The sequence below is a fragment of the Leucobacter sp. UCMA 4100 genome (assembly GCF_027853335.1).
Taxonomy (GTDB): Bacteria; Actinomycetota; Actinomycetes; order Actinomycetales; family Microbacteriaceae; genus Leucobacter_A.
In genome coordinates this window covers 1435589-1459043 of the sequence record NZ_JAFEUS010000002.1, presented here as the reverse complement: position 1 = coordinate 1459043, position 23455 = coordinate 1435589, and the positions used below count along the sequence as shown (strand labels likewise).

Annotated in this window: 25 protein-coding genes; 21 read left to right on the top strand and 4 right to left on the bottom strand. The window is 65.6% G+C overall.

Translation table 11 applies throughout. The features are described 5' to 3' along the window. Positions 1–5: 5 nt before the first annotated feature. The 4 genes from JSO19_RS06945 to JSO19_RS06930 are packed head-to-tail and all read right to left on the bottom strand — an operon-like array spanning position 6 to position 2873. A complete protein-coding gene (locus JSO19_RS06945; protein WP_087054590.1) occupies positions 6–881 on the bottom strand; it encodes a metal ABC transporter permease in 876 nt (291 codons plus the stop codon). Next, positions 878–1618: a metal ABC transporter ATP-binding protein gene (locus JSO19_RS06940; protein ID WP_442915678.1), complete on the bottom strand. Its 741-nt coding sequence runs from the start codon at positions 1616–1618 to the stop codon at positions 878–880. Before JSO19_RS06940 ends, JSO19_RS06945 begins: the two co-directional genes overlap by 4 nt. Then, a complete protein-coding gene (locus JSO19_RS06935) occupies positions 1618–2559 on the bottom strand; it encodes a metal ABC transporter substrate-binding protein (RefSeq protein ID WP_270910638.1) in 942 nt (313 codons plus the stop codon). The genes JSO19_RS06940 and JSO19_RS06935 overlap by 1 nt, the downstream gene beginning before the upstream one ends. Positions 2560–2603: 44 nt before the next feature. Next, the gene (locus tag JSO19_RS06930) at positions 2604–2873 is read right to left on the bottom strand and encodes a hypothetical protein (RefSeq protein ID WP_140403515.1); all 270 of its coding nucleotides are present in this window, start codon (positions 2871–2873) and stop codon (positions 2604–2606) included. A gap of 171 nt (positions 2874–3044) precedes the next feature. On the opposite strand from JSO19_RS06930, the gene nrdI reads away from it, so the two are divergent. The 21 genes from nrdI to JSO19_RS06825 all read left to right on the top strand — a co-directional run bounded on the left by nrdI (position 3045) and on the right by JSO19_RS06825 (position 23404). Then, positions 3045–3548 carry a class Ib ribonucleoside-diphosphate reductase assembly flavoprotein NrdI gene (gene nrdI / locus JSO19_RS06925; RefSeq protein ID WP_087054587.1) on the top strand — a complete coding sequence of 168 codons (504 nt, stop codon included), beginning with the start codon at positions 3045–3047 and terminating at the stop codon, positions 3546–3548. Then, positions 3545–5701, top strand: a complete 2157-nt coding sequence (gene nrdE, locus JSO19_RS06920; RefSeq protein ID WP_087054586.1) for a class 1b ribonucleoside-diphosphate reductase subunit alpha — start codon at positions 3545–3547, stop codon at positions 5699–5701. Before nrdI ends, nrdE begins: the two co-directional genes overlap by 4 nt. 32 nt (positions 5702–5733) lie before the next feature. Continuing rightward, positions 5734–6759: a class 1b ribonucleoside-diphosphate reductase subunit beta gene (gene nrdF, locus JSO19_RS06915; protein WP_087054585.1), complete on the top strand. Its 1026-nt coding sequence runs from the start codon at positions 5734–5736 to the stop codon at positions 6757–6759. A 48-nt stretch (positions 6760–6807) separates the two neighbouring features. Further along, positions 6808–7383: an NADPH-dependent FMN reductase gene (locus JSO19_RS06910; RefSeq protein WP_087054584.1), complete on the top strand. Its 576-nt coding sequence runs from the start codon at positions 6808–6810 to the stop codon at positions 7381–7383. 79 nt (positions 7384–7462) lie between these two features. Continuing rightward, entirely contained in the window at positions 7463–8233 is a 771-nt protein-coding gene (locus JSO19_RS06905; RefSeq protein WP_270910634.1) for a helix-turn-helix domain-containing protein, read from the top strand. A gap of 100 nt (positions 8234–8333) precedes the next feature. Then, the gene (locus JSO19_RS06900) at positions 8334–8831 is read left to right on the top strand and encodes a hypothetical protein (RefSeq protein WP_086992464.1); all 498 of its coding nucleotides are present in this window, start codon (positions 8334–8336) and stop codon (positions 8829–8831) included. 180 nt (positions 8832–9011) lie between these two features. Continuing rightward, a complete protein-coding gene (locus JSO19_RS06895) occupies positions 9012–10370 on the top strand; it encodes a hypothetical protein (protein ID WP_270910630.1) in 1359 nt (452 codons plus the stop codon). Positions 10371–10616: 246 nt separating this feature from the next. Continuing rightward, positions 10617–11507, top strand: coding sequence for a bifunctional DNA primase/polymerase (locus JSO19_RS06890; RefSeq protein WP_270910628.1), 891 nt, complete (start codon positions 10617–10619; stop codon positions 11505–11507). Positions 11508–11509: 2 nt separating this feature from the next. Further along, positions 11510–12337, top strand: a complete 828-nt coding sequence (locus JSO19_RS06885) for a DUF2637 domain-containing protein (protein ID WP_270910627.1) — start codon at positions 11510–11512, stop codon at positions 12335–12337. After that, the gene (locus JSO19_RS06880) at positions 12330–12767 is read left to right on the top strand and encodes a hypothetical protein (protein WP_270910626.1); all 438 of its coding nucleotides are present in this window, start codon (positions 12330–12332) and stop codon (positions 12765–12767) included. Before JSO19_RS06885 ends, JSO19_RS06880 begins: the two co-directional genes overlap by 8 nt. A gap of 252 nt (positions 12768–13019) precedes the next feature. Beyond that, positions 13020–13871 carry a hypothetical protein gene (locus JSO19_RS06875; RefSeq protein ID WP_270910625.1) on the top strand — a complete coding sequence of 284 codons (852 nt, stop codon included), beginning with the start codon at positions 13020–13022 and terminating at the stop codon, positions 13869–13871. Beyond that, positions 13868–14953: a ParB/RepB/Spo0J family partition protein gene (locus JSO19_RS06870; protein WP_270910623.1), complete on the top strand. Its 1086-nt coding sequence runs from the start codon at positions 13868–13870 to the stop codon at positions 14951–14953. Before JSO19_RS06875 ends, JSO19_RS06870 begins: the two co-directional genes overlap by 4 nt. Next, on the top strand, positions 14940–15404 hold the full coding sequence (locus JSO19_RS06865; RefSeq protein WP_270910621.1) for a hypothetical protein: 465 nt from the start codon (positions 14940–14942) through the stop codon (positions 15402–15404). Before JSO19_RS06870 ends, JSO19_RS06865 begins: the two co-directional genes overlap by 14 nt. Before the next feature lie 67 nt (positions 15405–15471). Next, positions 15472–16167 (top strand): hypothetical protein, encoded by a 696-nt coding sequence (locus JSO19_RS06860; RefSeq protein WP_270910620.1) that lies wholly within the window; start codon positions 15472–15474, stop codon positions 16165–16167. A 15-nt stretch (positions 16168–16182) separates the two neighbouring features. Next, positions 16183–17352, top strand: a complete 1170-nt coding sequence (locus JSO19_RS06855) for a M23 family metallopeptidase (RefSeq protein WP_333735075.1) — start codon at positions 16183–16185, stop codon at positions 17350–17352. An 80-nt stretch (positions 17353–17432) separates the two neighbouring features. Continuing rightward, positions 17433–17732, top strand: a complete 300-nt coding sequence (locus JSO19_RS06850; RefSeq protein ID WP_270910619.1) for a DUF6112 family protein — start codon at positions 17433–17435, stop codon at positions 17730–17732. Positions 17733–17812: 80 nt separating this feature from the next. Next, on the top strand, positions 17813–18229 hold the full coding sequence (locus JSO19_RS06845) for a hypothetical protein (protein ID WP_270910617.1): 417 nt from the start codon (positions 17813–17815) through the stop codon (positions 18227–18229). A 115-nt stretch (positions 18230–18344) separates the two neighbouring features. After that, positions 18345–18668, top strand: a complete 324-nt coding sequence (locus JSO19_RS06840) for a DUF6112 family protein (RefSeq protein WP_270910616.1) — start codon at positions 18345–18347, stop codon at positions 18666–18668. Between the two features lie 34 nt (positions 18669–18702). Next, a complete protein-coding gene (locus JSO19_RS06835; protein WP_270910615.1) occupies positions 18703–20175 on the top strand; it encodes a conjugal transfer protein TrbL in 1473 nt (490 codons plus the stop codon). Between the two features lie 185 nt (positions 20176–20360). Beyond that, complete coding sequence (locus JSO19_RS06830) at positions 20361–21824, top strand: SCO6880 family protein (RefSeq protein ID WP_270910614.1); 1464 nt, start codon at positions 20361–20363, stop codon at positions 21822–21824. A 56-nt stretch (positions 21825–21880) separates the two neighbouring features. Beyond that, a complete protein-coding gene (locus JSO19_RS06825; RefSeq protein WP_270910612.1) occupies positions 21881–23404 on the top strand; it encodes an ATP-binding protein in 1524 nt (507 codons plus the stop codon). Positions 23405–23455 lie beyond the last annotated feature (51 nt).

Here is a 23455-nt window from a genome sequence, read left to right as displayed (position 1 = left end):
TGCCCTTACTGTGCGGAAGCGAGTGCGCGTCTGCGGCGTGTGCTCATAATCCGGGTCCCGATGAGACCGTGCTGGGGGCTGAAGAGGTAGACGAGCGCGAAGACGGCTCCCTGAGCGAGGACGACCATGCCGCCGGACGCAGTGTCGAGGTAGTAGCTCAAGTACAGGCCGATAACGGCGCAGCCTGCGGAGATCGCGGGGGCGATGACGAGCATGCGTCCGAACCTGTCGGTGAGCAGGTAGGCGGTAGCTCCCGGGATAATGAGCATCGCGACGACGAGGACAACGCCGACCGCTTGCAGGGCGACGACGGCGGTCAGGGCGAGGAGTCCGAGGAGGACGGCGCCGAGGATTTTCGGGTTCAGTCCGATGGCGTGGGCGTGGGTGGAGTCGAAGGCGTAGAGAGTGAAGTCGCGGCGTTTGGTGACGAGAATCGTGAAGGTGATCGCACCGAGGATGATGATCTGGGTGAGATCGGCCCAGGAGACGCCCAGCAGGTTGCCGAAGATAATGTGGTTCAGGTCGGTCTGCGACGGCGTGACCGAGATCAGCACGAGCCCTAGAGCGAACAGTGTGGTGAACACGATCCCGATCGCGGCGTCTTCTTTGACACGGCTGGTGTCTCTCACCGCTCCGATGAGCGCGACAGCAAGAAAGCCGAAGACCACTGCTCCGAGCGCGAAGGGGACGCCGGCGATGTAGGCGAGAACCACGCCGGGGAGGACGGCGTGGGAGACGGCGTCGCCCATGAGCGACCAGCCGATCAGGACAAGCCAGCAAGACAGCACCGCGCACACGATCGAGGCAATCAGGGTGGTTGCGAGGGCGCGGACCATGAAGTCGTAGCTGAGGGGTTCGAGGAAGAAGTCGGTCAGGTTCATGAGGTGGTGCCTCGGTTCAGGACGTCCAGGCCGAAGGCCAGGGCAAGGTTGTCGGGCTGGAGCACTTCGTCCGGGTCCCCGTGCATGAGCACGCGTCGCATCAATAGGATCGCCTCGTCGGCGAGGCCGGGCAGCGCATGAAGGTCATGAGTGGAGACGAGGATCGTGGCCCCATCGTCGGCGAGTTCCCGCAGCAGCCGGGTAATCGTAGCCTCGGAGCGCTTATCGACGCCGGCGAACGGCTCATCCAGCAGCAGGATCGTCGCCCCCTGAGCGATGCCTCTCGCGACGAACGCGCGCTTTTTTTGACCGCCGGAGAGCTGCCCGATCTGCCGGTTCGCGTACTCGGTCAGCTCCACCCGTTCCAGCGCATGATCTACAGCCTCATGGTCGGCTCTCTTCGCGTGGCGGGTAAACCCCATGTGCCCGTAGCGGCCGGTCATGACGACATCGCGCACAGAGAGCGGGAATGCCCAGTCGACGACCTCGCTCTGCGGCACGTAACCCACGACCCCTGACTTGCGCGCTTTGCCCGGGTTCTCGCCGTTCACGCGCACCGTGCCGGAATCAGGGCGCAGCAGACCCATGACCGTCTTGAACAGGGTGGACTTACCCGACCCGTTCATCCCCACGAGCCCGCATACCCGCCCGACCTGGATGTCGAGGGTGGCACGGTCGAGAGCGAGGACCTCACCATAGTGGACGGTGACGTCGCGCACCGAGATCGCGACCGTCATCAGTTCCGTGCCGTTAGCGCGTCGATGATGGTGGTCGCGTCGTGGCGGATCAGATCCAGATAGGTCGGGACAGGGCCCTCCGCTTCGGACAGAGAATCGACATACAGCACACCACCGAAATCAGCATCGGTGGCTTCCACGACCTGCTGCATCGCGGCATCGGACACGGTGGACTCACAGAACACCGCGGGCACGGCGTCGTCGCGGACGAACTCGATCGCCGAGGCGATCTGCTGCGGGGTGGCCTGCTGTTCGGCGTTGACCGCCCAGATGTATCTCTCGGTCAGCCCGGCATCCCTGGCAAGGTAGGAGAACGCACCCTCGCAGGTGACCAACGCTCGCTGATTCTCCGGCAGGACCGACAGCTCGTCGACCAGCTCGTCCTGCACCGTCTGCAGCTCGGCCTTGTACGCCTCACCATTGGCCTGGTATTCGGTTGCATTCTGGGGGTCGAGGTCGCTGAAGGCGTCGACCATGTTGTCGACGTAGATCTGCACGTTCAATGGGCTCATCCATGCGTGTGGGTTCGGCATCCCCGCGTAGGCGTCCTCGGTGATGTCGATCGTCTCGACTCCTTCGCTGACGACGACGTGAGGCACATCCAGCCCTTCGACGAACTGTGCGAACCACGCCTCCAGGTTCATTCCGTTGTCGAGAATCAGGTCAGCCTCCGACGCTCTGCGGATGTCGCCGGGTGTGGGCTCGTAGCCGTGGATCTCGGCCCCGGCCTTCGTGATCGACTCCACCCTCAGATGGTCACCCGCGACGTTTTCGGCAATGTCCGCGAGAACCGTGAACGTCGTCAGCACCACGGGACGCTCATCGTCTGCTCCCGCATCGTTCTCGCCGGATGTTGCGCATCCAGCAAGAGAGAACGCGAGCACGGACGCTGCCAGCAGCGACAGGGCACGGCGGGAGAAGAGGCGGGTGGTACGTGGCATGGATAGTTCCTTAGCTGAGCGGGTGACGAGGCGCGGGTGGAAGTTCACGTGAGTGGTGGAAGCGGAGGGCGAGGCTTTGGGGGCGGGCCAGCACGATGGGACGCGGCGATGAAGTGGTCGAGCTTGTCGGGAGCTTCTCCGCGCAAGTAGACGCTGAGCATGCGTAGCAGGTTCAGCGTCACCGCCTCGGGGTCGGAAGACGTTCGCAACAGGTGAGCCGCAGCGTCATGGTCAGCGTCTCGCACGGATTGGAACAACGTGATGGCTTCCAGCCACACACCCTCGCTGCGCTCGTCCGTGGGTGTTCGTCTCATGCCCCACAGCATAGTGTTCGGCAAGCCGTAGTTACAAACAGCGGCGTGGCGTAGACAAGTGAACCACATCGATGTTATTCCTAGATACGCCGCTCCAAACATCGGTGAGGCACAACATGTAGTGGTTGGTGGCGTGGCGCGTCACAGCCAGAGAGAGCGAGGAGGATCGCTATGCCACCCCCACCTGAGTCCCGGCGCGCAGCGCCCTCAGTGCGCGAACTCGCCGCCGCCCAGTCGCCTGATCTCGTGTTCTTCTCAAGCGTGTCGGAGAACACCCGCCGCTTCGTCGACCGGCTCGACCAGCCCGCGGTCCGTATCCCGCTGCGGCCACGAGTGGAGGGGCTGATCCGGGTCGCGCGGCCCTTCGTGCTCGTGGTCCCCACGTACGGCGGCGGGGAACGTGCCGGGGCGGTGCCGAAGCAGGTGATCTCGTTCCTCAACGACCCCGCGAACCGGGCACTGATCCGGGGGGTGATCACGGCGGGGAACACGAACTTCGGCGAGCACTACTGCCTCGCCGGCCCTGTCGTCTCTGCCAAATGCCAGGTTCCGGAGCTGTACCGCTTCGAGCTGCTCGGCACCCAGCGCGACATCGAACACGTGAACATCGGCCTGACCCGCTTCTGGGACCAGGCCTCCGACAATCTGACATCCATTGAGAGGAAGACCGCATGACCATCATCTCCCCAGCGGCTCGGGCAAGCACCGGGATCGGTGCGCGGAAGGACTACCACGCCCTCAACGCGCAACTGAACCTGTTCGCCCCGGGCGGGTCGATCCAGTTCCACAAGGACAAGGAAGCCGCCGACGAGTACCTGCGCCAGCACGTCATCCCGAACACGAGAACCTTCCCGAGCGTGGCCGAGCGCCTGGAGTGGCTGGTCGCGAACGCCTACTACGAGCGGGCGTTCCTCGACGCGTACGCCCCGGAGTTCCTCACCGACCTGCATGAGCGGGCTCGCGGGGCCGGGCACCGTTTCCAGACCTTCCTCGGCGCGTTCAAGTTCTTCACTTCCTACGCCCTGAAGACGTTCGACGGCACCACGTACCTGGAAGGTTTTGAGGAGCGCGTCGTCGCTACCGCGCTCTTCCTCGGACAGGGCGACGAAGCCCTCGCGACCCGGCTTGTGGACGAGATGCTCTCGGGCAGGTTCCAACCTGCGACCCCGACATTCCTGAACGCGGGCAAGGCGCAGCGCGGCGAGCTCGTCTCCTGCTTCTTGCTCCGCCTGGAGGACAACCTCGAGTCCATCGGACGCAGCGTTAACTCTGCGTTGCAGCTCTCCAAGCGCGGGGGCGGAGTCGCGCTGCTGCTGACGAACCTGCGCGAGACCGGAGCACCGATCAAGCAGATCGAGAACCAGGCCTCCGGCGTCGTCCCGGTGATGAAGATCCTCGAAGACTCCTTCAGCTACGCCAACCAGCTCGGGGCCCGGCAGGGTGCGGGCGCAGTGTATCTGCACGCGCATCACCCGGACATCCTGCGGTTCTTGGACACGAAGCGGGAGAACGCGGACGAGAAGATCCGCATCAAGACGCTCTCGCTCGGCGTCGTGATCCCCGATGTCACCTTCCAGCTCGCGAAGGAGAACCGGGACATGCACTTGTTCAGCCCCTACGACGTCGAGCGCGAGTACGGGAAACCGCTGTCGGACCTGTCCGTGAACGACCACTACGACGAGTTGGTCGCGAACCCGCGGGTGCGGAAGACCACGATCAGCGCACGGGAGTTCTTCAAGACCCTCGCCGAGCTGCAGTTCGAATCCGGATACCCCTACGTGCTGTTCGAGGACACCGTCAACCGCGCCAACCCGCTGCAGGGGCACATCAACATGTCGAACCTGTGCAGCGAGATCCTCCAGGTCAACACGCCCTCCACCTATGACGCGGCGATCGGCTACGAGCAGGTCGGCCGGGACATCTCCTGCAACCTCGGCTCCCTCAACATCGCCCAGGCCTTCGCCTCACCGGACTTCGGCGCGACCGTCGAGACCGCAGTGCGGGCGCTGACGAGTGTGTCGGATCAGACCGACATCGACGCGGTCCCCTCGATCGCAGCCGGGAACGACGCGTCGCACGCGATCGGTCTCGGTCAGATGAACCTGCACGGGTTCCTCGCCTCGCAACGCATCCGCTACGGCAGCGAGGAGGGCATCGACTTCACCGACATCTACTTCCTCACCGTCACCTACCACGCCCTGCGCGCCTCCAACCGGATCGCCATCGAACGCGGCACGACCTTCACCGGGTTCGAGACCTCCACCTACGCCGACGGCTCGCACTTCGATAAGTACACCGAGCGCGAGTGGCGGCCCGCCACCGAACGTGTCCGCGCCCTCTTCGCCGAGGCAGGCGTCGCGATCCCCACCCGCGACGGCTGGGCGCAACTTCGGGAATCCGTGCGGCAGCACGGCATTTACAACGCCTACCTGCAGGCGATCCCGCCGACTGGATCGATCTCGTACGTGAACAACTCGACCGCGTCGATCCATCCGATCGCGGCGAAGATCGAGATCCGCAAAGAAGGCAAGCTCGGCCGCGTCTATTACCCGGCCCCGCACATGACCGACGACAACCTCGAGTTCTTCGAGGACGCGTACGAGATCGGCTACGAGAAGATCATCGACACCTACGCCGCCGCCACCCGCCACGTCGACCAGGGTTTGTCTCTCACGCTGTTCTTCCGCGACACCGCGACCACCCGCGACATCAACAAAGCCCAGATCCACGCCTGGCGTGCCGGGATCAAGACCCTCTATTACATCCGCCTGCGCCAGCCCGCACTCGAAGGCACCGAGATTGAAGGCTGCGTCTCCTGCGCGCTGTAACCCCAGAATCCGATCTTCCCGAAGGAACACCCATGACCCTCACCGATATCACCCGCCCCATCACCGAGATCTCCGTCACTCCGCCGGGCTATCGGCACGACCCGGCAGCCCGCCTGCGGCCCATCAACTGGAACCGCGTCGGAGACGACAAAGACCTCGAGGTATGGAACCGCCTCACCGCGAACTTCTGGCTCCCCGAGAAAGTGCCCCTCTCCAACGACCTCCCCGCCTGGCAAAAACTCTCCCAGGAGGAACGCACGCTGACCATGCGCGTGTTCACCGGGCTCACCATGCTCGACACCGTACAAGCCACCGTCGGCGAGATCTGCCAGATCCAAGACGCCCGCACCGAACACGAAGAGGCCGTCTACACGAACATCGCGTTCATGCAGTCCGTGCACGCCCGCTCCTACTCCTCCGTCTTCTCCACGCTCACCTCGACCCCAGAGATCGACGACGCGTACCGGTGGGCCGTCGCCAACGACCTGCTCCAGGAACGGTGCAAGAAGGTGCTCGCGCACTACTACGGGGATGACCCGCTCAAACGGAAGGTCTCCTCCACGCTGCTGTCCTCGCTGCTGCTCTACGCCGGGTTCTACCTGCCGCTGCACTTCTCCGTCCACGCAACCCTCACCAACACCGCCGACATGATCCGGCTCATCCTCCGCGACAAGGCCGTACACGGTTACTACTCCGGCTACAAATACCAGCGCGGCCTCGAAACCCACACCGCAGCCGAGCAGGAACACATGCGCGAGTTCACCTATGCGCTCCTCGACGAGCTCTACGAACTCGAACTGGCGTACTCCGGTGAGCTCTACGAACCGCTCGGCCTCATGGACGACGTCGCCGTCTTCGTCCGATACAACGCGAACAAAGCCCTCATGAACCTCGGCTACCCTGCCCGCTTCACTCCAGAAGAGACCGAAGTCAACCCCGAAATCCTCGCCGCCCTCGCCCCCGGAGCAGACGAGAACCACGACTTCTTCTCCGGATCCGGGTCCTCCTACATCATCGGCAAAGCCGTCGACACCAGCGACGACGACTGGGACTTCTAACCGACCGTCACTCCCACAACATCCACCCCAGAGAAAGAGAATCACCCCTTGAGTAAGAACGTCTCCGTCCTTGTCGGCAGTCTGCGCCGCGGCTCCTACGCACGCAAGATCGCCCACAACGCCATCGGCTACTTTCCCGAAGACTACGACGCACGCATCGTTGAGATCCGCGACCTTCCTCTCTACGACTTCGACTACGACGATCCCGACATCACCGACAAACCCACCCCGCCGGAATACACCCAGTTCCGCGAGATCATCAAAGCCTCCGACGGCGTGTTGTTCGTCACACCAGAGAACAACCGCACCATCCCCGCCTGCCTGAAAAACGCCATCGACATCGGCTCCAAACCCAACAGCGATGTCGCCTGGAAGAACCTGCCCGCAGGGATCATCAGCCACTCCGTTGGCCGCATGGGCGGGTACAGCTCGCAGAAGAACCTCCGGCTCGCACTCTCATACTTCGACATGCCCACCCCCGGACAGCCCGAGGTCTTTCTTTCCCAATCACCCACCCTTTTCGGTGAGGATGGGAACATCTCGCAGGAATCGACCGTGCAGTTCCTCCGGGACTACATCCTCCGCTTCGCTCGAATCATCGAAGGTCAGAACTCGGTGCGTTGATGCGATGCCTGCATCCCCGGAAGCACGAGCGCAGGCTCTGGGCGCGCGTGTTAATCCCTTTCCACTGACGGTAAAGCGCGTGCTCCACTCCGCCTCGACGGGTCGGGTTGCTGTCGACGCGACCAAGGTGATGATCGTGAACTCGGGCACCACGACGCTCAGTCACGAGACCGGTGAAGTCGATCTTGCCGCAGGGCAGGTCGTGCTGCTCCCTCCAGGCCGCTGGTATGCGGGAGAACCCGCCGGTCTAGTCATCACCACCACCGCATACATCGACACGGCATTCCTTGAGGAGCAGGAGCGCTGGATCACTCAGTCCAGCGCTCCTGCTCCTCTTGTGCTTTCAGATAGTCACCGGTCAGACCCGACCGTGCTCGACGTGCCTTCCACAGTGTTCCCGCACGTGAGTGCTTCCCTGCAACGGTTGATCGACGGTGAACGGCACCATTTGCCGACACTTCGCCGCTTGAGTCTGGCAGTGGACCTGCTCGATATCCTCACGCGACCCGTCCCCGAGCACTCGCCCGAACACCCCTCGGTGCGCCACGCAATGGCGTTGCTCATGAACGATCTTGGCCGCGCGTGGACCATGGATGTTCTCGCCGACGAGGCCGCGATCTCTCGATCGCAACTCGCCCGACTCTTCACCCGCCACGTCGGCACAAGCCCAGCAGCGTTCCTTCGCAACGAACGTTCACGACGCATGGCCGACCTTCTACGCTCAAGCAGCGACACCGTCGAAACCATCGCACGTCGCGTCGGATGGACCGACCCCAGCCACGCCTCACGCGCCTTCCGTCAGGTACACGGTCTGTCCCCGCAGCAGTATCGGCAAATCTCTCGACCATAGACGACTGCTCGATACCAGTGGCCGCCAACTGTGTCCTGCCTCACAAGTACGCCGACCACGCCATCGTGCGCGCGAACCTGCGAGGGAAGTAGCCACCACCATGAGCATCAACCCGGGCGAAGCATCAGCATCGACGTCCACGAACGCTGCGGATCCTCGGCGCAAGATAAGCCCGCCGAGCGCCCTGTCTCTCGGCATCATCGTCTGGACCGATGACCCGGAGGTCGAGCCGACCGTGATCGCAGGCCGGAACCCGGTCGCGTTGGCGCGGGCGGTGGCGGTCACGATCCACGAGATGCTCGAAGACTCTGAGGTATATGCCGGGGCGACGGAGTTCCTACAGTCGAATCCGCCGCCGCAGGATTGGGTACTGCCCGAGGACGTGGATGCGTGGTTGGAGGCGCTGCGGGAGGCGACGCCGTACCCGGCGTACTCGTTCCACCACGTACCTCTGACGGGCGGTGCGGACGGAACGAACCACACCGTCATCAACCGCTATCTGCAGCATGCGCTGCAGGAACGCGAGGATGCTCTCACCCCTGACTCGACGCCGAGCTCCGTCGCTGGCCCCTCGTCAGGGCGTCACCTCGCACGCTGACCCGGTGGCGGAGTTTGACGTTTCGGCGCGTGTTTTTGGTGTTTCGACGCGTCATTGCCGGGATGCCTCGCCCTTGACTCGGTTCTGTGCGTACCTCTGGAACAGCACCACCTGTGACACCTGAGCGATCGGGTGCAGTGGCGTGTCCTGTCTATCCGAGTGTGATTGGAGTCTTTCATCATGTCCGATATCACGATCCCCCCTTTGGGGTATTCGTCTGAGCCGCCGCGCCCGCATCGGGTGGTGGTCGCTTTCGATGTCCTCGCTCGCACCCAAGCCGAGGCGCAGCACATGGTCGTTGAGGTGCTGATCGAGGGGCTCGCCGGTCCTCCCGACCAGCTCCGCACAGAAGGCGACCGGGTATTCGGTGAAGACTTCGGCGACGACGTCCCGCACATCCGCTCCTGGACACCCGCAGCTGACGCCGCTCCCACCCCGCCGGTAGCGGTGCCGTCACCCGGGTGGGAGGCGTTCGAGGAGTCGGGGATTCCGGAGATCGTGGCGGAGATGTTCCCACCCGAACCGGGCACCGGTGACTTCCGCCTCCCGGACGGCACGCCCGATCCGGAGAGCTTTGAGGACGCGCATGAGCGGTGGCGGGACGAGTGTCTCTCCCTCGCGGTCCAGGCGTCACGTCTCCCGGAGACTTTGGATCGGTTGGAGCGGGCTGAGCGGGTCCGTGATGGCCTGGTGGATCTGTTGGAGCGGGAGCGGTTGCCGGTGGAGCCGGTGAAGGAGGATTATCTCGTCACGGTCGCCCCGTCGTTCGAGGGCGAGTACGAGGACATGAGGTTCCGATCCGACCACGCCCAGTGGCGGTCCGAGTTCACCGCGACCGCGCTGCGCCGCGAACACGCCCTGCAGGGGCTCGTGGCCAAGGGGGGGCCGCGGACGATGTTCCTTCCGGAGCGGTTTCACCGTGAGTGGGTGCCTTCGGATCTGATCGCCCTGCAAACCCTCCGTGTACTCGTGGAACGGGAGAAAGCCGGGGAAGGCACACCCTTGCTGGACCGGGCGCAGAGGGAGGAACTGTCAGCGATGCTGTTCGCTGCCGATCCCGACATTCGCGTGGTTGACCCTGACGACCCGGCTGGGGCTGAGTTGTATGCGGGGCAGGCGTCAGACGCACACGACTGGATGCCGCCCGGCGTGTATGACGCGACTGGGTACGACGGAGAAGGCCAGTTCCGGCTCGTCGTGGGCCGTGTCCCGGTCGGGGATGGGGTGACGGCGTCGGCGGCGTTCCCACCGGCCGAGCACGACAGTGTCGTGGTGAACGAGATCGCCCGCATCCTGGAGCAGGACACCGAACAGCACAACACGGCTGAGATTCTTGACCGGATCAACGCCGCGGTCCTCGAAACTGGACGGACGGCTGCCACACCCTCGGATATTCGTGCGCCCGGGCAGGCGCTGACCATGCTGGAACGTGGGGCACTGCTGAGCGAGCTCCTCGCCGAACGGGAACAACACCTGAGCATGGACCCGGACGGCCCCGAGCCGCCATGCCCAGACCGTGGTTCTGGCCGGAGCCTGTAGCAGAAAGTCATCTCTGATCGGTGGAGCTGGAAGCCGGTGTGTTTGACGATTTGGCGCATGTTCTTGACGAAACGGCGCATCCCGCCCAAAAATGCTCGCGGCAACCACGCGACCTCGGGTAGGGGTTGAGGTTCAGAAGGGATGCTCAGAGCGGAGAATCTGCGGCCAGCACGGTTTGTTGACGCACCTTCCCTGTGGATACCGCGCACGAGCCCCGGCCCGTGCCGTGTCCTGAAGGAGGTGCACATGACCATCACCGACCCCACTGCCTGGCCGATGCCCACCAGCCTCCCCAAGGAGCTTGGGAAGGCTGCCGCCGTCTACGCCGCCGCGGGCATCCCCGTGTTCCCCTGCGCACCCGGTCAGAAGCGCCCGCTCACCGCGCATGGGTTCCACGACGCCACCACCGACCCCACGCAGATCGACGCCTGGTGGGGAAGGTATCCAGAAGCGAATATCGGGATCCCCACCGGGGTCATGGTCGAGGTGCTGGATGTGGATGTGCACGCCACCGGCACCGGATACCCGGTCCTCCGCACCCTGCAGCAGGAGGGGCTGATCAGCGGGTGGGGGCAGGCCGTGCGCTCCCCATCCGGTGGCCTGCATTTGTACTACCCGGCAGATCCAGATGTGGCGCGGGGGTCGTGGTCTGGGGGCCGGGCGCATGTGGACTTCCGCGGCACCGGCGGCTTCATCATCGCCCCGCCCTCCACCATCACCACCACTCGTGGGGACCGCCGCTACGAGACCATTGCCCGAGGTCGCAACCCGCGGCCTCTCGATGCGGATGCGATCCGCGAACTTCTGACACCCCAGCCTGAGCGGATACTCCGCCCGGCCGGTTCGGCGGCGCTGCGGGAGCGGCCGGTGGAGCAGCTTGCAGCCTGGGTCGCCGCGTTGCCGGAGGGGAATCGGAACGCGGGACTTTTCTGGGCGGCGAGCCGGCTTGCTGAGGCCGGCCTGCCCGAACCCGACACCTTCGGGGTGCTCGAACCTGCTGCGACCGCTGCCGGGCTGGAGCCGCGGGAGATCACCGCGACGATCCGCTCCGCCCACCGCACCACGAGGGCCGCCGATGTACCGGATGACCCCGTCGTCGCGCAGGGCGTGCGCTCGTTGTCGGGGCTCGGGAGGTAGCCATGACCCGCCCGGCAGTGACAGCTCGCGCCCCGCGCGATCCAGACCTGAGCCCGGGCAAACAAGCAGCCGACGGCCCATCATCCGGTGGGGTGTCGCGGTTCGTGGTCGTGCTCGCGGTCACCGGAACGATCCTGCTCGCGTTGGGTGCGTTCTGGTTGTCGTTCACGACGCTCCGTGATCTCGCGGTCCTTTCCGGGATTCCGGAGGGGCAGGCGTGGATGTGGCCGTTGATCGTGGACGGTGTGATCTTGGAAGCCACGATCAGCGTCGTCGCGCTGCGGGATTCTGCCCGCACCGCGAGGCGGTTCGCGTGGCTGCTGTTGGGCGCGGGTGCCGGAGTGTCGGTGGCGGCGAACATCACCCACGCGGTCGTGGCCGCCGACACCCGCGTCCCCGCCCTCATCGCCGCTCTGGTCGCGTCGGTGCCACCGCTGGTGCTGCTGGCGATGACGCATCTCACCGTCGAACTCACCCGCAACACCACACCCACCCCAACCATTCGCGAGCCAAGCATTCGGCCGTTGACGAGCGACCATGCGAGCACAGCCACGGCGGTCGACACCCCACCCCAGTCCGAACAGGACGCGGGACTCGAGCCGCCGGAAGCGACGGTCGCGGCGCGGCCGGAGACGATCACCGCGGGGCGTCCGGTGGCGGCCCGCGGAGGAAGCGGGCGTAAGGAAGATGCCCGGGTTCGGGCGATTGCGCTTGATGCGGAGGGGGTGTCGAAGCGGCAGATCGCCGCGCAGCTCGGGGTGCACCCGACCACTGTTGGCCGATGGGTGAACGCACCTGACCGTCAACAGGACGGAGACCCTCATGACTGACCCCACCACCCCGAACCCCCAGCACGTCGACCAACAGCGCCTCGCGGATCACGACCATGAGGCGGACGCGCGGACCGATACGCCAATGACGCCGTCGTCGGGTGAGGTGGCTGAGGGGGCGCGGGCGTCGGAGTTCGCCACTCACGGCGACCCCACCATCACCCGCAACGGCACGGATCCGGTCGCGAAGCGTCCAGGAGTGCAGTGGGTGCGACCTACAGATCTCGCCGCCCGCGCCGGGGCCCTCGTCCTGGACCGCGGGGCCGAGTTGAACACGCGCCTGCGGGACGCGGTTCTCGACGGGGTCCGTGAAGGGCGTGCCCAGTTGCAGGAACGTCTCGCCCGCAGGCAGGAAGCCCTGGATCCAGATGTGAGCAGTCCGACGAGCGCCGTAGGGCGTGGGGTCGGGAGGACGGGGGTGAGCCGGTGACCGCTGCCTGTCCCGGCACCACCCGAGTGCCGCACGACACCCACACCCCCTAAACCAGCGATCTCGCCGCCCGGCTGCTCACAGCCGCACCCGGCAGCACCGCACAGACCCGCACGGATGCGGCCGGTCTGCTGGTCTCCCCATGCCTGCGCACGGCCGTCGTGCCTGCGATGGCGGAGCCCTCTTCGGGGTTCGTCGGGATGGGCGTCGCACCTATCTGTCGACGGATCTCATCACGTTTCAGGAGTCGCTATGAACCACCACCCATCCACACCCACCCAGGCGGCATCACCGCTGCCGGATTTCCGCACGAGTGAGGGGCTGCGCGAGCTGCTCACCGAGCTGAACGAGCACAACGCCTGGGCCACCAGCCCGGTCGCGGCCGAGCTCATGGTCTACGCCACCGGGAAGTATGCGCCGATCGCGAAAGCCTGGCACCGCGATCCCGCCGACGCCGCCTATGAGGCATTCCTCGCGATGCGGCAACCGACCACGCTGCGCGCGGATGATCCGTGGGCGGTGATCACGCGGGCGGTCGCGCTCGGCATCGCCGCCGAGGTCCACGCCGACCGCAACATGACCAGCCAGGACAAGGCGCGGCGTCCGTCGAAGAGGCCGGTCGAGGAGCCGATGCGGGCCGGGCATTACGAGGAGTTCTTCTACGACGTCCACCCCCACGCCCACACCTTGTACGCGAGGGACGACGGCGGGGAGGATCGGTCGGTGGATCGGGTGATCCGCGCGACATGCGTGTTCTTGGTCCTTACCGATTGGCCTGCCCGCCCGGTTGAGCAGGCTGTGGACTACATCGCCCACCGCGTCACCGGCCTCTCCTCTGGGACCTCAGCGCTGGAGATTGTTGCCAAGGAACTGCACATCGCGATCCGTCTCGGCTACACCCCGAACGAATGGGCCGGCCTCGTCCGCCTGGTTGTCGGGACGAAGACCGGCCGGCGCAAGAGCGGGGACTACGGGCTATTCGCCCGCGTCCTCCTCGGTGACGACGTCGCCGACCTCCTCCGCGACGAGACCCTCGTGAACACCTCCCGCCGGATGACCTCCATACCTGACCGGCAGGAAGACAACGGAGGTGAGCAGTCATGAGTCGGGGGCATTTGGTGTTGGAGCATGCGCTGGATCAGTTGAAGAGCGGGTCGCAGTTCCGGCGTGACCCGGATGAGGATCTGGATGACCTGTGTGAGTCGATCCGCCGCACTGGGGTGTTGAACCCGCCCGCGGTGACCGAGGGGTACGTGATCATCACCGGGAACCGCCGGGTCGCGGCGATGCAGCGTCTCGGGATGCGGGTAACGCCGATCTGGGTCGTCCCGGGCGTGTCCGACAAGCTCTCCTACGTTCTCGCGGTCCGTGACGAGCAGACCCTCCAGAAAGCGTTGAAACCCTTGGAACAAGCAGAACTCTACGAAGAACTGAAAGCCCTCTACGCAGAGGACACGGCACGGGTGAAGGCGGGATCGCTGTTCGGAGAGGGCGGGAAAAAGCAAGACAGGAGCGGTGGTGCCGATTCGGCACCACCGCTTGACCTCGCCAATCTCAACGACAGGAAGGCGCGAGTGCAGGCGGCACGCGCGGTGACGGGGAGGGATTCGCGGACGATGCTGGAGCAGATCAACCAGCTCAAACAGATCGCTGCCGACGACAACGAAGACCCCTATGTGCGCCAACACGCCGCCGAAGCATTACTGGAGATCAACGAAGACCGGAAAGTCAACGGCCGCTTCCAAGCCGTCAAGACGAGACAGAACCTCTCCCGCCTCACCCGGCTCGCCGAACACCCCGACACCCCCGAGCAGGCACGCACCGCCGCAGCCACAGAACTGCGAACCCTTCACGACATTGACTCACCGGCCGAAGCATTGAAGGAATCCGGGCTCGCGCTGGCCCGCGTCACCGATATCCAGAAGGCAGCGACCGACCCCGCACAGGTCGGGTGGAAAGACGTGGACCCACTGCTGCGGGAGAAACACCAGATCCGCAAGCTCGTCGATCTGCTGCGCCGTGAACACGGCTGGTGGGACCGCTACAACCCCGAAGACTTCGGAAGATACGCCGACGCCGAGCAGTGGGAACTCGTCGAGACCTACATCACCGAAGCCAGCGCTTTCCTCGACCGCGCACGGCAGGCCCGTGCGGGGCAGGAGGAGGCCGGCGATGCCGACGTTTGAGGATCCGTCCCGGGATGCGGATGAGCTGGCGGAAGCGGCACGGGTGTTGGCGTATGCGACGCGGCAGATCGAGACCCCAGAGGACACGTATGAGGTTCTCGGGTCGTTGCATCTGGCGTTGTCGCGGATCCAGCAGGGGCTGCAGCAGCTCGCGGCCTGGCATGAACGGCACGCGCCGTTCGCTGCCACCGACGACGGTGACCGGGCGGCGGGACACGATCACGCGGTCAAGGCCGGTGGCTGGTTGATGATCGCCGCGGCCTCCACGGAGCAGGTGGTTCAGCTCGTGATGAAAGCCCACAGTGAGAACGGGCGAATCGCCTGGCAGCCCGATGCCGCACCGGCACGATCTGCGGGGCTCGCTGAAGCACTCGCGGAACGGGAAGCGACCCTCGACCCCGAACCCCCAGCAAGCGGACACACCAACCAGAGCACGGGCCTCACCCGCTGACGAGGAGGACGGGCGGGCGGCGCACCTATTGGGTGCCCCGCCCGTTTCTCGTTGGAAGGCCTCATCCATGTCCTCTCTGAACCCCGATAGTCAGCGTCGTCGCCGCCGTCTGATCATTACCCTCACCGCCACCGGTCTCCTTATCGCGGTGCTCGCCGGGATCGGCATCTACGGCCTCATCACCGGACCCCGAGACAACACCAACGCTCCCGGGGCCCGCCCGCCCGCGTCCACGGCACCGGTTGACCCCACCGACCCGAACGGTCAGCCGGAAGACGCGGCGCTGCCAGCTCTGCCGCGCACGAACAACCCCGAGGCCTACGTGCGCGCGGTCGCTGCGGCGCTGTTCGACTGGGACACCTTCACCCTCCTGACGCCGGCGGATCACCGGGGCGTGTTGATCGAGGACGCCGACCCAACCGGTACCGAGACGCCGGGGTTGATCGCGGACCTGGACGGGTATTTCCCGTCGCCGTCGACGTGGCGGGATCTTGCCGAATACCGCACCGGCCAGACAATCACCATCGACCGGGTGTTCGTCCCCGCGCAGTGGGAGGAAGCGGTCGCCGCCTCTGGTGGGCAGATCGCTGACGGCACCGTGGCGTACACGGTCGAGGGCACGAGGCACCGGGACGGCATCTGGTACGACGACCCCGTCACCAATGAGCATGCGGTGGCGTTCACGGTGTTCGTGTCCTGCGAGCCGGTGTTCGACCGGTGCCATCTGCTGCGCCTGTCCGAACTCGACAACCCCCTCCACTAGTTGAAGGGGGTTGTGATGAAGAAGCTCCTCGCCACCGCAGCCACGTTCATGCTGCTCGCCCCGATGCTGGGGCTCCTCAGCATCGGGGTCCTGGTGAACCCGGCCGTCCTCAACCAGGCGAACTGCATCGCCAGCGGTGTGATCCCCGGACCGATCCCGGACGAGCTGGAAGTGACGATGAAAGACGGATACACCTTCACCCTCAACAAGCAGCAGCTCACCCACGCCAGCACCATCATCACCGTCGGCAGCAGCATCCCCGGGGTGGGGCGGGACGGGATTCTGATCGCGTTGATGGCGGCGCTCACAGAGTCGACGCTGCGGCAACTCGCGAACACCGGCACCTACCCCGAGAGCGGCAACTACCCGAACGATGGCAACGGTTCCGATCATGACTCGCTCGGTCTGTTTCAGATGCGCCCGCAGTCGGGGTGGGGCACGGTTGCTGAGCTCATGGACACGACCTATCAGGCGCGAGCGTTCTACGGCGGACCCGACGGCCCCAACCACCCCTCACCCCGCGGCCTCCTCGATATTCCGGGGTGGCAGCAAATGGACAAGGGCGAAGCCGCCCAAGCCGTCGAAGTGTCTGCATACCCGGATCGGTACCAGAACTACGAGCCCGTCGCCCGCACCATCCTCGACACCCTCACCCGCAACAGCGGTGGGAATGGCGGCGGTGTGCCTGGGGACACGAACATTCCCGAGAGCACTCGGTTGGTGTTCCCGCTACCGACGGGCAGCTACGTGCATACGTCGTCGTTCGGGCCGCGGATCGACCCCATCACCGGGGAGGCGCGCCTGCACGCCGGGACCGACTGGGCCGCCCCCGACGGCACCCCGATATTTGCCCTCGCCGACGGCCTGGTCACCTACGCCGGGATGGTGGACGGGTATTCGGGGCAGATCACCATCGAACACACCATCAGCGGCGAGAAGGTCGCGACGAAGTACATCCACATGTGGGCACACGGCATCCACGTCACCACCGGGGACCGCGTCACCGCAGGCCAACACATCGGCGACGTCGGATCCTCCGGCCACTCGACTGGCCCGCACCTGCACTTCCAAGTCCACCCCGGCGGCGCGAACGCCCCCGCCGTCGACGCAGAGACCTGGCTCGCAGAGCACGGCGTCGAGGGCATCGACGCGCCAGTCGGTGGCGGACCGGGCTGCACCACCTGACCCAAGCTGAAGGAAGCCTGGCGGGGTGGCCGACGCACCTGACCGGTGCCCGCCCACCCCATTGTCTTGAGGAGAACCGCATGCCTGCCACCACCCTGGCCCTGCTATCGACCGAGAACGTCTACCCCGACCTCTCCAGTGTCGGAGGCCGCTCCACCCTCATCGAGATCGTCGGCGCACTGCTCACCATCGTGCTGATCGTCTCCGTCCTCATGCTCGTCGTCTCCGGGATCGTCTGGGCCGTGTCCTCGTCGGCGGGGAACCCGCAGACCGCCGCGAAAGGGAAAGTCGGGGTGTTCGTCGCCCTCGGAGCCGCCGTCCTCGCAGGCGCGGGGGTGACCTGGATGAACTTCCTGTTGGGTCTCGGCGACGCCCTGTAGCCACCCGCACGGAGTGGCTTGGGGTCTCTGGTCGTTCACGACGCTGCTGGATACCCTGGATGTGGCGAGGAGGCCCAGGCATGAAGTTGACGATCGAGGGCGGCAGGATGCTTCCCGAGTGGGTGCTCGAGTTCCTCGGCATGGGCAAAGGCCCCGACCTGCCCGCATTCTTCTGCACCGACAGTTTCGGTCGCCACGTCACCATCATCGGTTTCGACGAAGACCACTTTCACACGATCCACGACTCCACCGAGAACCATGAAGGCCGGGACATCCCGGTCGCGAAGTATCCGGTGTCGCTGATGGGATGGCCCGAGGACTGGGCTAAGGATCACTCTCTGAGAGAGACGATCCGCATCGATCCTCGCGGGCTACCGCCAGCAGAAGAGGTCGAGCAGATCCTCGACGACGGGCACGTCGCCGGGATCCCCTTCGAAGCCGTCGACCGGGACCTTTTCATCCGCATGGCGGGCATCCTCCGCGAACAGCAGCGTTAGCACGCGAGACCTCACGCTCCTTCACGCACACCCGTAGACCTTCACGGGAGCGCGACACACCTGTCCAAGTGACCCTCCACTCGCGGAGGCGAATCGCTTGTGAAGGAGCCCACCCATGCTTGCCGTCCTCGACACCCTCACCACCATCACCTGGGTGCTGCCCGCGAACATCGACATCTCCCCGAACGACTCCGGCCTCCCCGGCATCGCCGCGCTGCGCACGGTCGTGGGGGCGGTGATGACGATCGGGCTGATCCTGTCCGTCCTCGCCCTCATCATCTCCGCCGTCGTCTGGGGCTTCGGATCGAACTCGTCCAACCCGCATCTGGCGTCGCGGGGGAAGGTCGGGGTGCTGATCTCCTGCGGGGCCGCGATCATCACCGGCGCAGCGGTGACGCTGATCAACTTCTTCTGGAACGTCGGCCAGACCGTCTCCTAACCACCACCCCGAACCTACGGAAGGGAGGGGTGTTGTGGCTGGTATCTGTGACGTCCCCATCATCAGCAACGTCTGCGACGCCGTCGGCGAAGGAGCAGCCACCCTCGTGGCTGCACCATTCGACTGGCTCGCCCAAGCAATCGGAGCAGCTGCGTCCTGGATCTTCCAAGGCGTCTGGGCCTTGTTCGACTCCACCACCCTGGTCGACATCACCGGGGCCGGGTATGTCGGCGTGTACAACGTGATCTTCGGCATCGCGATCTTCCTCATGCTGATCTTCTTCTGCCTCCAACTCATTACCGGGCTCATCAGACGCGACCCGACCGCCCTGTCCCGCGCCGCCCTGGGTTTAGCGAAGTCGGTGCTCGGGTCGTTCCTGGTCATCACGTTGACGGCAACGCTGCTGGAGGTCGTCGACCAGCTCTCGATCGGGATCATCCAGGCCACCGGGACGACCCTCGAAGAGATGGGTGGGAAGATCGGGGTCCTCGTCGCAGGTCTCACCGCGATCAACCTCACCGCCCCCGGTGCCGGGGCGATCATCACCATCTTCCTCAGCTTCCTGGCCATCTGCGCGGCAGCGATCGTCTGGTTCAGCCTCCTGATCCGTAAGGCTCTGATTCTGGTCGCGGTCGTGATGGCACCCATCGCTCTATCCGGGGCGAGTTGGGATGCGACGAAGGGGTGGTTCGGGAAGTGGGCAAGCTTTGTGCTCGCGCTGATCTTCTCGAAACTCGTGATCGTCGTGGTGTTCCTAGTGGCGATCAATCAGGTCAACGCACCGATCGATATGGACCTCAGTTCGATTGCGGATCCGATCGCGGGGATCGTGTTGATGTTCATCGCCGCGTTCGCCCCCTACATGGTCTACAAGTTCATCTCCTTCGTCGGCTTCGACATGTACCACGTCATGTCCGCCGAACAGGAGTCGAAGCAGGCCATGAACCGGCCCACGCCCCTCCCCGGGAAACCCGACGGTGGTGGCCCGCAGAAGGTCCTCGACGGTGGGGGCGGCGACGGCAAAAACGGTGGTGGTGGTGGGAATCCGCCGCCACCGAGTGGTGCACCGCAGCCCGCTGCCGGAGGCGGTGGTACAGCCCGAGCAAATGCTGGTGCGGGTGGCGGAACGGCCGCAGCATCGGGTGGTGCGGCGGCAGGTACGGGTGGTGCGGCGGCCGGTGGTGGCGGTGCTGCCGCAGCAGGCGGTGCCGGTGCCGGGGCGGCTGCTGGCCCGGTGGGGATCGCCGCGGTCGCCGGGGCGAAGATCGCTAAGGGTGCAGCGGAGGCCGGCCCGAAGCTCGGTGGTGCGATCGGACGCGCCGCCGACAACCACGCCGGAGCCGCCAGCGAGGGGCAGGCCACGCCATCTCCCCCTGACCGGTCGACACCGCCCGCACGGCCCACCACACCGGCCCCGAGCGCGCCTGCATCGAAGCCACCGGCACCGCCTGCGAACAACAGTGGTGGGCAGGCTCCGCCGCCGCCGAAGCCGACACCGAAGACCTGATCTGGAGACGATCCGCGACGGAGAAGAGGTGAAGCACTCCGTCATCTGGGCGGTGGCCCGTAAACAGCACACCCCGGTGGTCAGAAGCGACCTGACCCCAGCGGGTGGTTCACGAGCCACCGCCCACTGTTGGTGTCCGTACCTGACCGGCGACCCCGATCCGTTCGCCTGTTCAGGAGCACCTTATGGCCAGCACTGCGTCCACCCGCACCGAGTTCGAACTGTCAGCGGTGAAGTTCTCCCGCCTCACCAAACGCGGGATCATCCTCGGGCTCTCCCTCCCACAAGTCATCGCCCTCTCCGTCGCGGTCGCGGTGTTCATCGCCTCCCTCTACACCGGAGGTCCCGCTGCCCTGTACACGTTCCCGATCTGGGGCACTGCCGCGGCTCTCGCCTGGGTGCCTGTCGGTGGTAGGAAGCTTGTCGAGTGGGTGCCGATCACTCTCCACTGGGTCATCCGGCAGGCCCTTCACCAGACCCGATACCGGAAGCGGGTCGCGAAGCCTCGTCCGGCGGGGACGCTCGCGCTGCCGGGAGATGCGGCACCGCTGCGCCAGTACGAAGACCCGGAAACCGGTGCGGTCATGGTCCATGACCCGCACGGGCAGACGTTGACCGCGCTGGTGGAAGTGACGCATCCCTCGTTCATCCTGCTGGATCCTGGTGAGCAGGAGCGCCGCGTGCACGCCTGGGGCCGCGTCCTGTCCACCGCGTGCCGGTCGACCAGGATCGCCCGCCTCCAAGTCCTCGAGCGCACCGTCCCCGACTCCGGGTCGGGGCTCGCGCAATGGTGGGCAGAGCACGGCAACGACGACGATTCCTGGGTCGCAAGAACCTACCGGGAGCTCATTGACCGGGCAGGGCCAGCCGGGGAACGCCACATCTCCACCATCTCGCTGTCCCTGGACATGCGCGCCGCATCCCGCGCGATCCGCACCGCAGGCGGCAGCCTCAAAGGCGCCGCAGCCGTCCTCAAGCAGGAGATGGAGACCCTCACCACAGCGCTGCGCACCGCCGACCTAAAACCCTCCGACTGGTACACGCCGGGCCAGCTCGCCATCATGCTCCGCAGTGCGTATGACCCCGCGATCGCCGCCACCCTGGAACGCTCTGGCGAGATCGGGCAGGACCTCGCCACGGCAGGCCCGGTCGCGGTGGAAGAGACCTGGGACCAGCTGCGCTCCGACTCCGCGCATCATTCGGTGTTGTGGATCAGTGAGTGGCCGCGCTCACTCGTCTACCCAGGCTTCCTCGCCCCCGTACTGCTCTCCAGCGGGATCCGGCGAGCGTTCACGCTGTTGTGCGATCCGATCCGCTCCGACCAAGCAGCGCGGGACATTCGGAAGAAGAAGACCGAATACATCAGTGATGCGGCGCAACGCCAGAAGGTCGGGCAGATCGAAGACGCCCAACAGTCCGCCGAATACCAGGACGTGCTGCAGCAGGAAGCCGATCTCACCAGCGGCCACGGCGTCCTGCGCTACACCGGGCTCCTCGCCGTCTCCGCACCCACCGCCGATGAGCTGGAAGCTGCGGTATCGGCGATCGAACAGGCGGCGATCCAGGCGTCGTGCGAAACCAGGCGGCTGGTCGGGCAGCAGGCACAGGCGTTCGTCGCGGCAGCGCTGCCGCTTTGCCGGGGCGTCTGAGACGTGAGGCGTACCTGACGGGTGTCACTGCACACTCCGTCGGAAGGTCACCGTTCATGAGACAGCACAGCAGCCCAAAGAAGCTCTACTCCACCGTCCTTGTCGAGGACGGCACCGGCCGGAAGAACCGCAAGACCCGGGAACGTGCCGCCCGGCAAGTCATCGCCCGCGAGCACGCCGAGCAACGGCAAGCAGTGAAGTCGAAGCTCGCCGCAGAACGGGCAGAAGCACGCTCGACGAACTACCTCGCCCGGAGCGGCGAGCCAGGTCCCGCGGGATTGCGGTCGTATCGGGGGTTTCGGGTGCCCGCGCATCAGGACACCTCAGCCGCGCTGCAGGGCGCGTACCCGTTCCTCGCCGAAGGAGGCCTCGGCTCCCAGGGCGTGTTCGTGGGGCAGGACATGTACTCCGGCGGATCCTTCGTCTACGACCCGTGGGTGCTGTACCAGCGCGGCATCATCACCGCCCCCAACCTCGTCCTCGCCGGCATCGTCGGCAGCGGAAAGTCCTCCCTCGCCAAGTCCCTATACACCCGCTCGATCCCATTCGGCAGACGCGTCTACGTCCCCGGCGACCCGAAAGGCGAACACACCGCCGTCGCGGAGGCGGTAGGCGGGAAAGCGATCGTCCTCGGCCACGGGTTGAAGAATCGCCTCAACCCGCTCGATGAGGGCTACCGGCCCGGCGGGCTGTCGGATGCCGAGTGGGCGTCCACAGTCGCGTCTCGTCGTCGGGATCTGATCGGAGCGTTAGCGGAGACCGTGCTCGAGCGGTCGTTGTCGCCGTTGGAGCACACGGTGATCGATATCGCCCTCCAAGCCGTTGTTGCGAGTAACGATGTGCCGATCCTGCCGATGGTCGTCGACCGCATCCTCACCCCCGATCCGAGCGATGACGACCGTCTTGCCGAGGACGGGCGGATGGTCGGCCACGCCCTGCGTCGCCTCGTCTCCGGCGACCTCCAAGGCCTGTTCGACGGCCCATCCACCGTGACCTTCGACCCGACGTTGCCGATGATCACCCTCGACCTGTCCCGCGTCGTCGAAAACTCCACCCTCATCTCGGTGCTCATGACGTGCTCATCGGCGTGGATGGAGTCCGCACTGCTGGACCCGAACGGCGGGCAACGGTGGGTGGTGTACGACGAGGCGTGGCGGCTGATGTCGCACCCGGCGTTGTTGAAGCGGATGGACGCGCACTGGCGTCTCGCCCGGCACTACGGGATCGCTAACCTGCTCATCTTCCACAAGCTCACCGACCTCGACAACGTCGGCGACCACGGCTCCGCCATGCGATCCCTCGCCAACTCGTTGCTGGCCAATGCGGAGTCGCGGATCGTCTACCGACAAGAATCCGACCAGATCGGGACCACCGGGAAAACCCTCGGCCTCACCGGCACCGAACAAAAACTCCTCCCGTCTCTTGGGACCGGGCAGGGGCTGTGGAGGATCAAAGAATCCTCATACGTCGTCCAACATCAGTTGCACCCGGAAGAGCTGCGGGCCTTCGACACCACCCAGCGGATGACCCAGAAACCCCGGGAATTCACGGATCCTGGACGCTCCGGAGACCTGTCTTGAGCGTAGACGGACCCGCCCCGGAACACCCGGATCCGGGTGATTCGGGCGGGG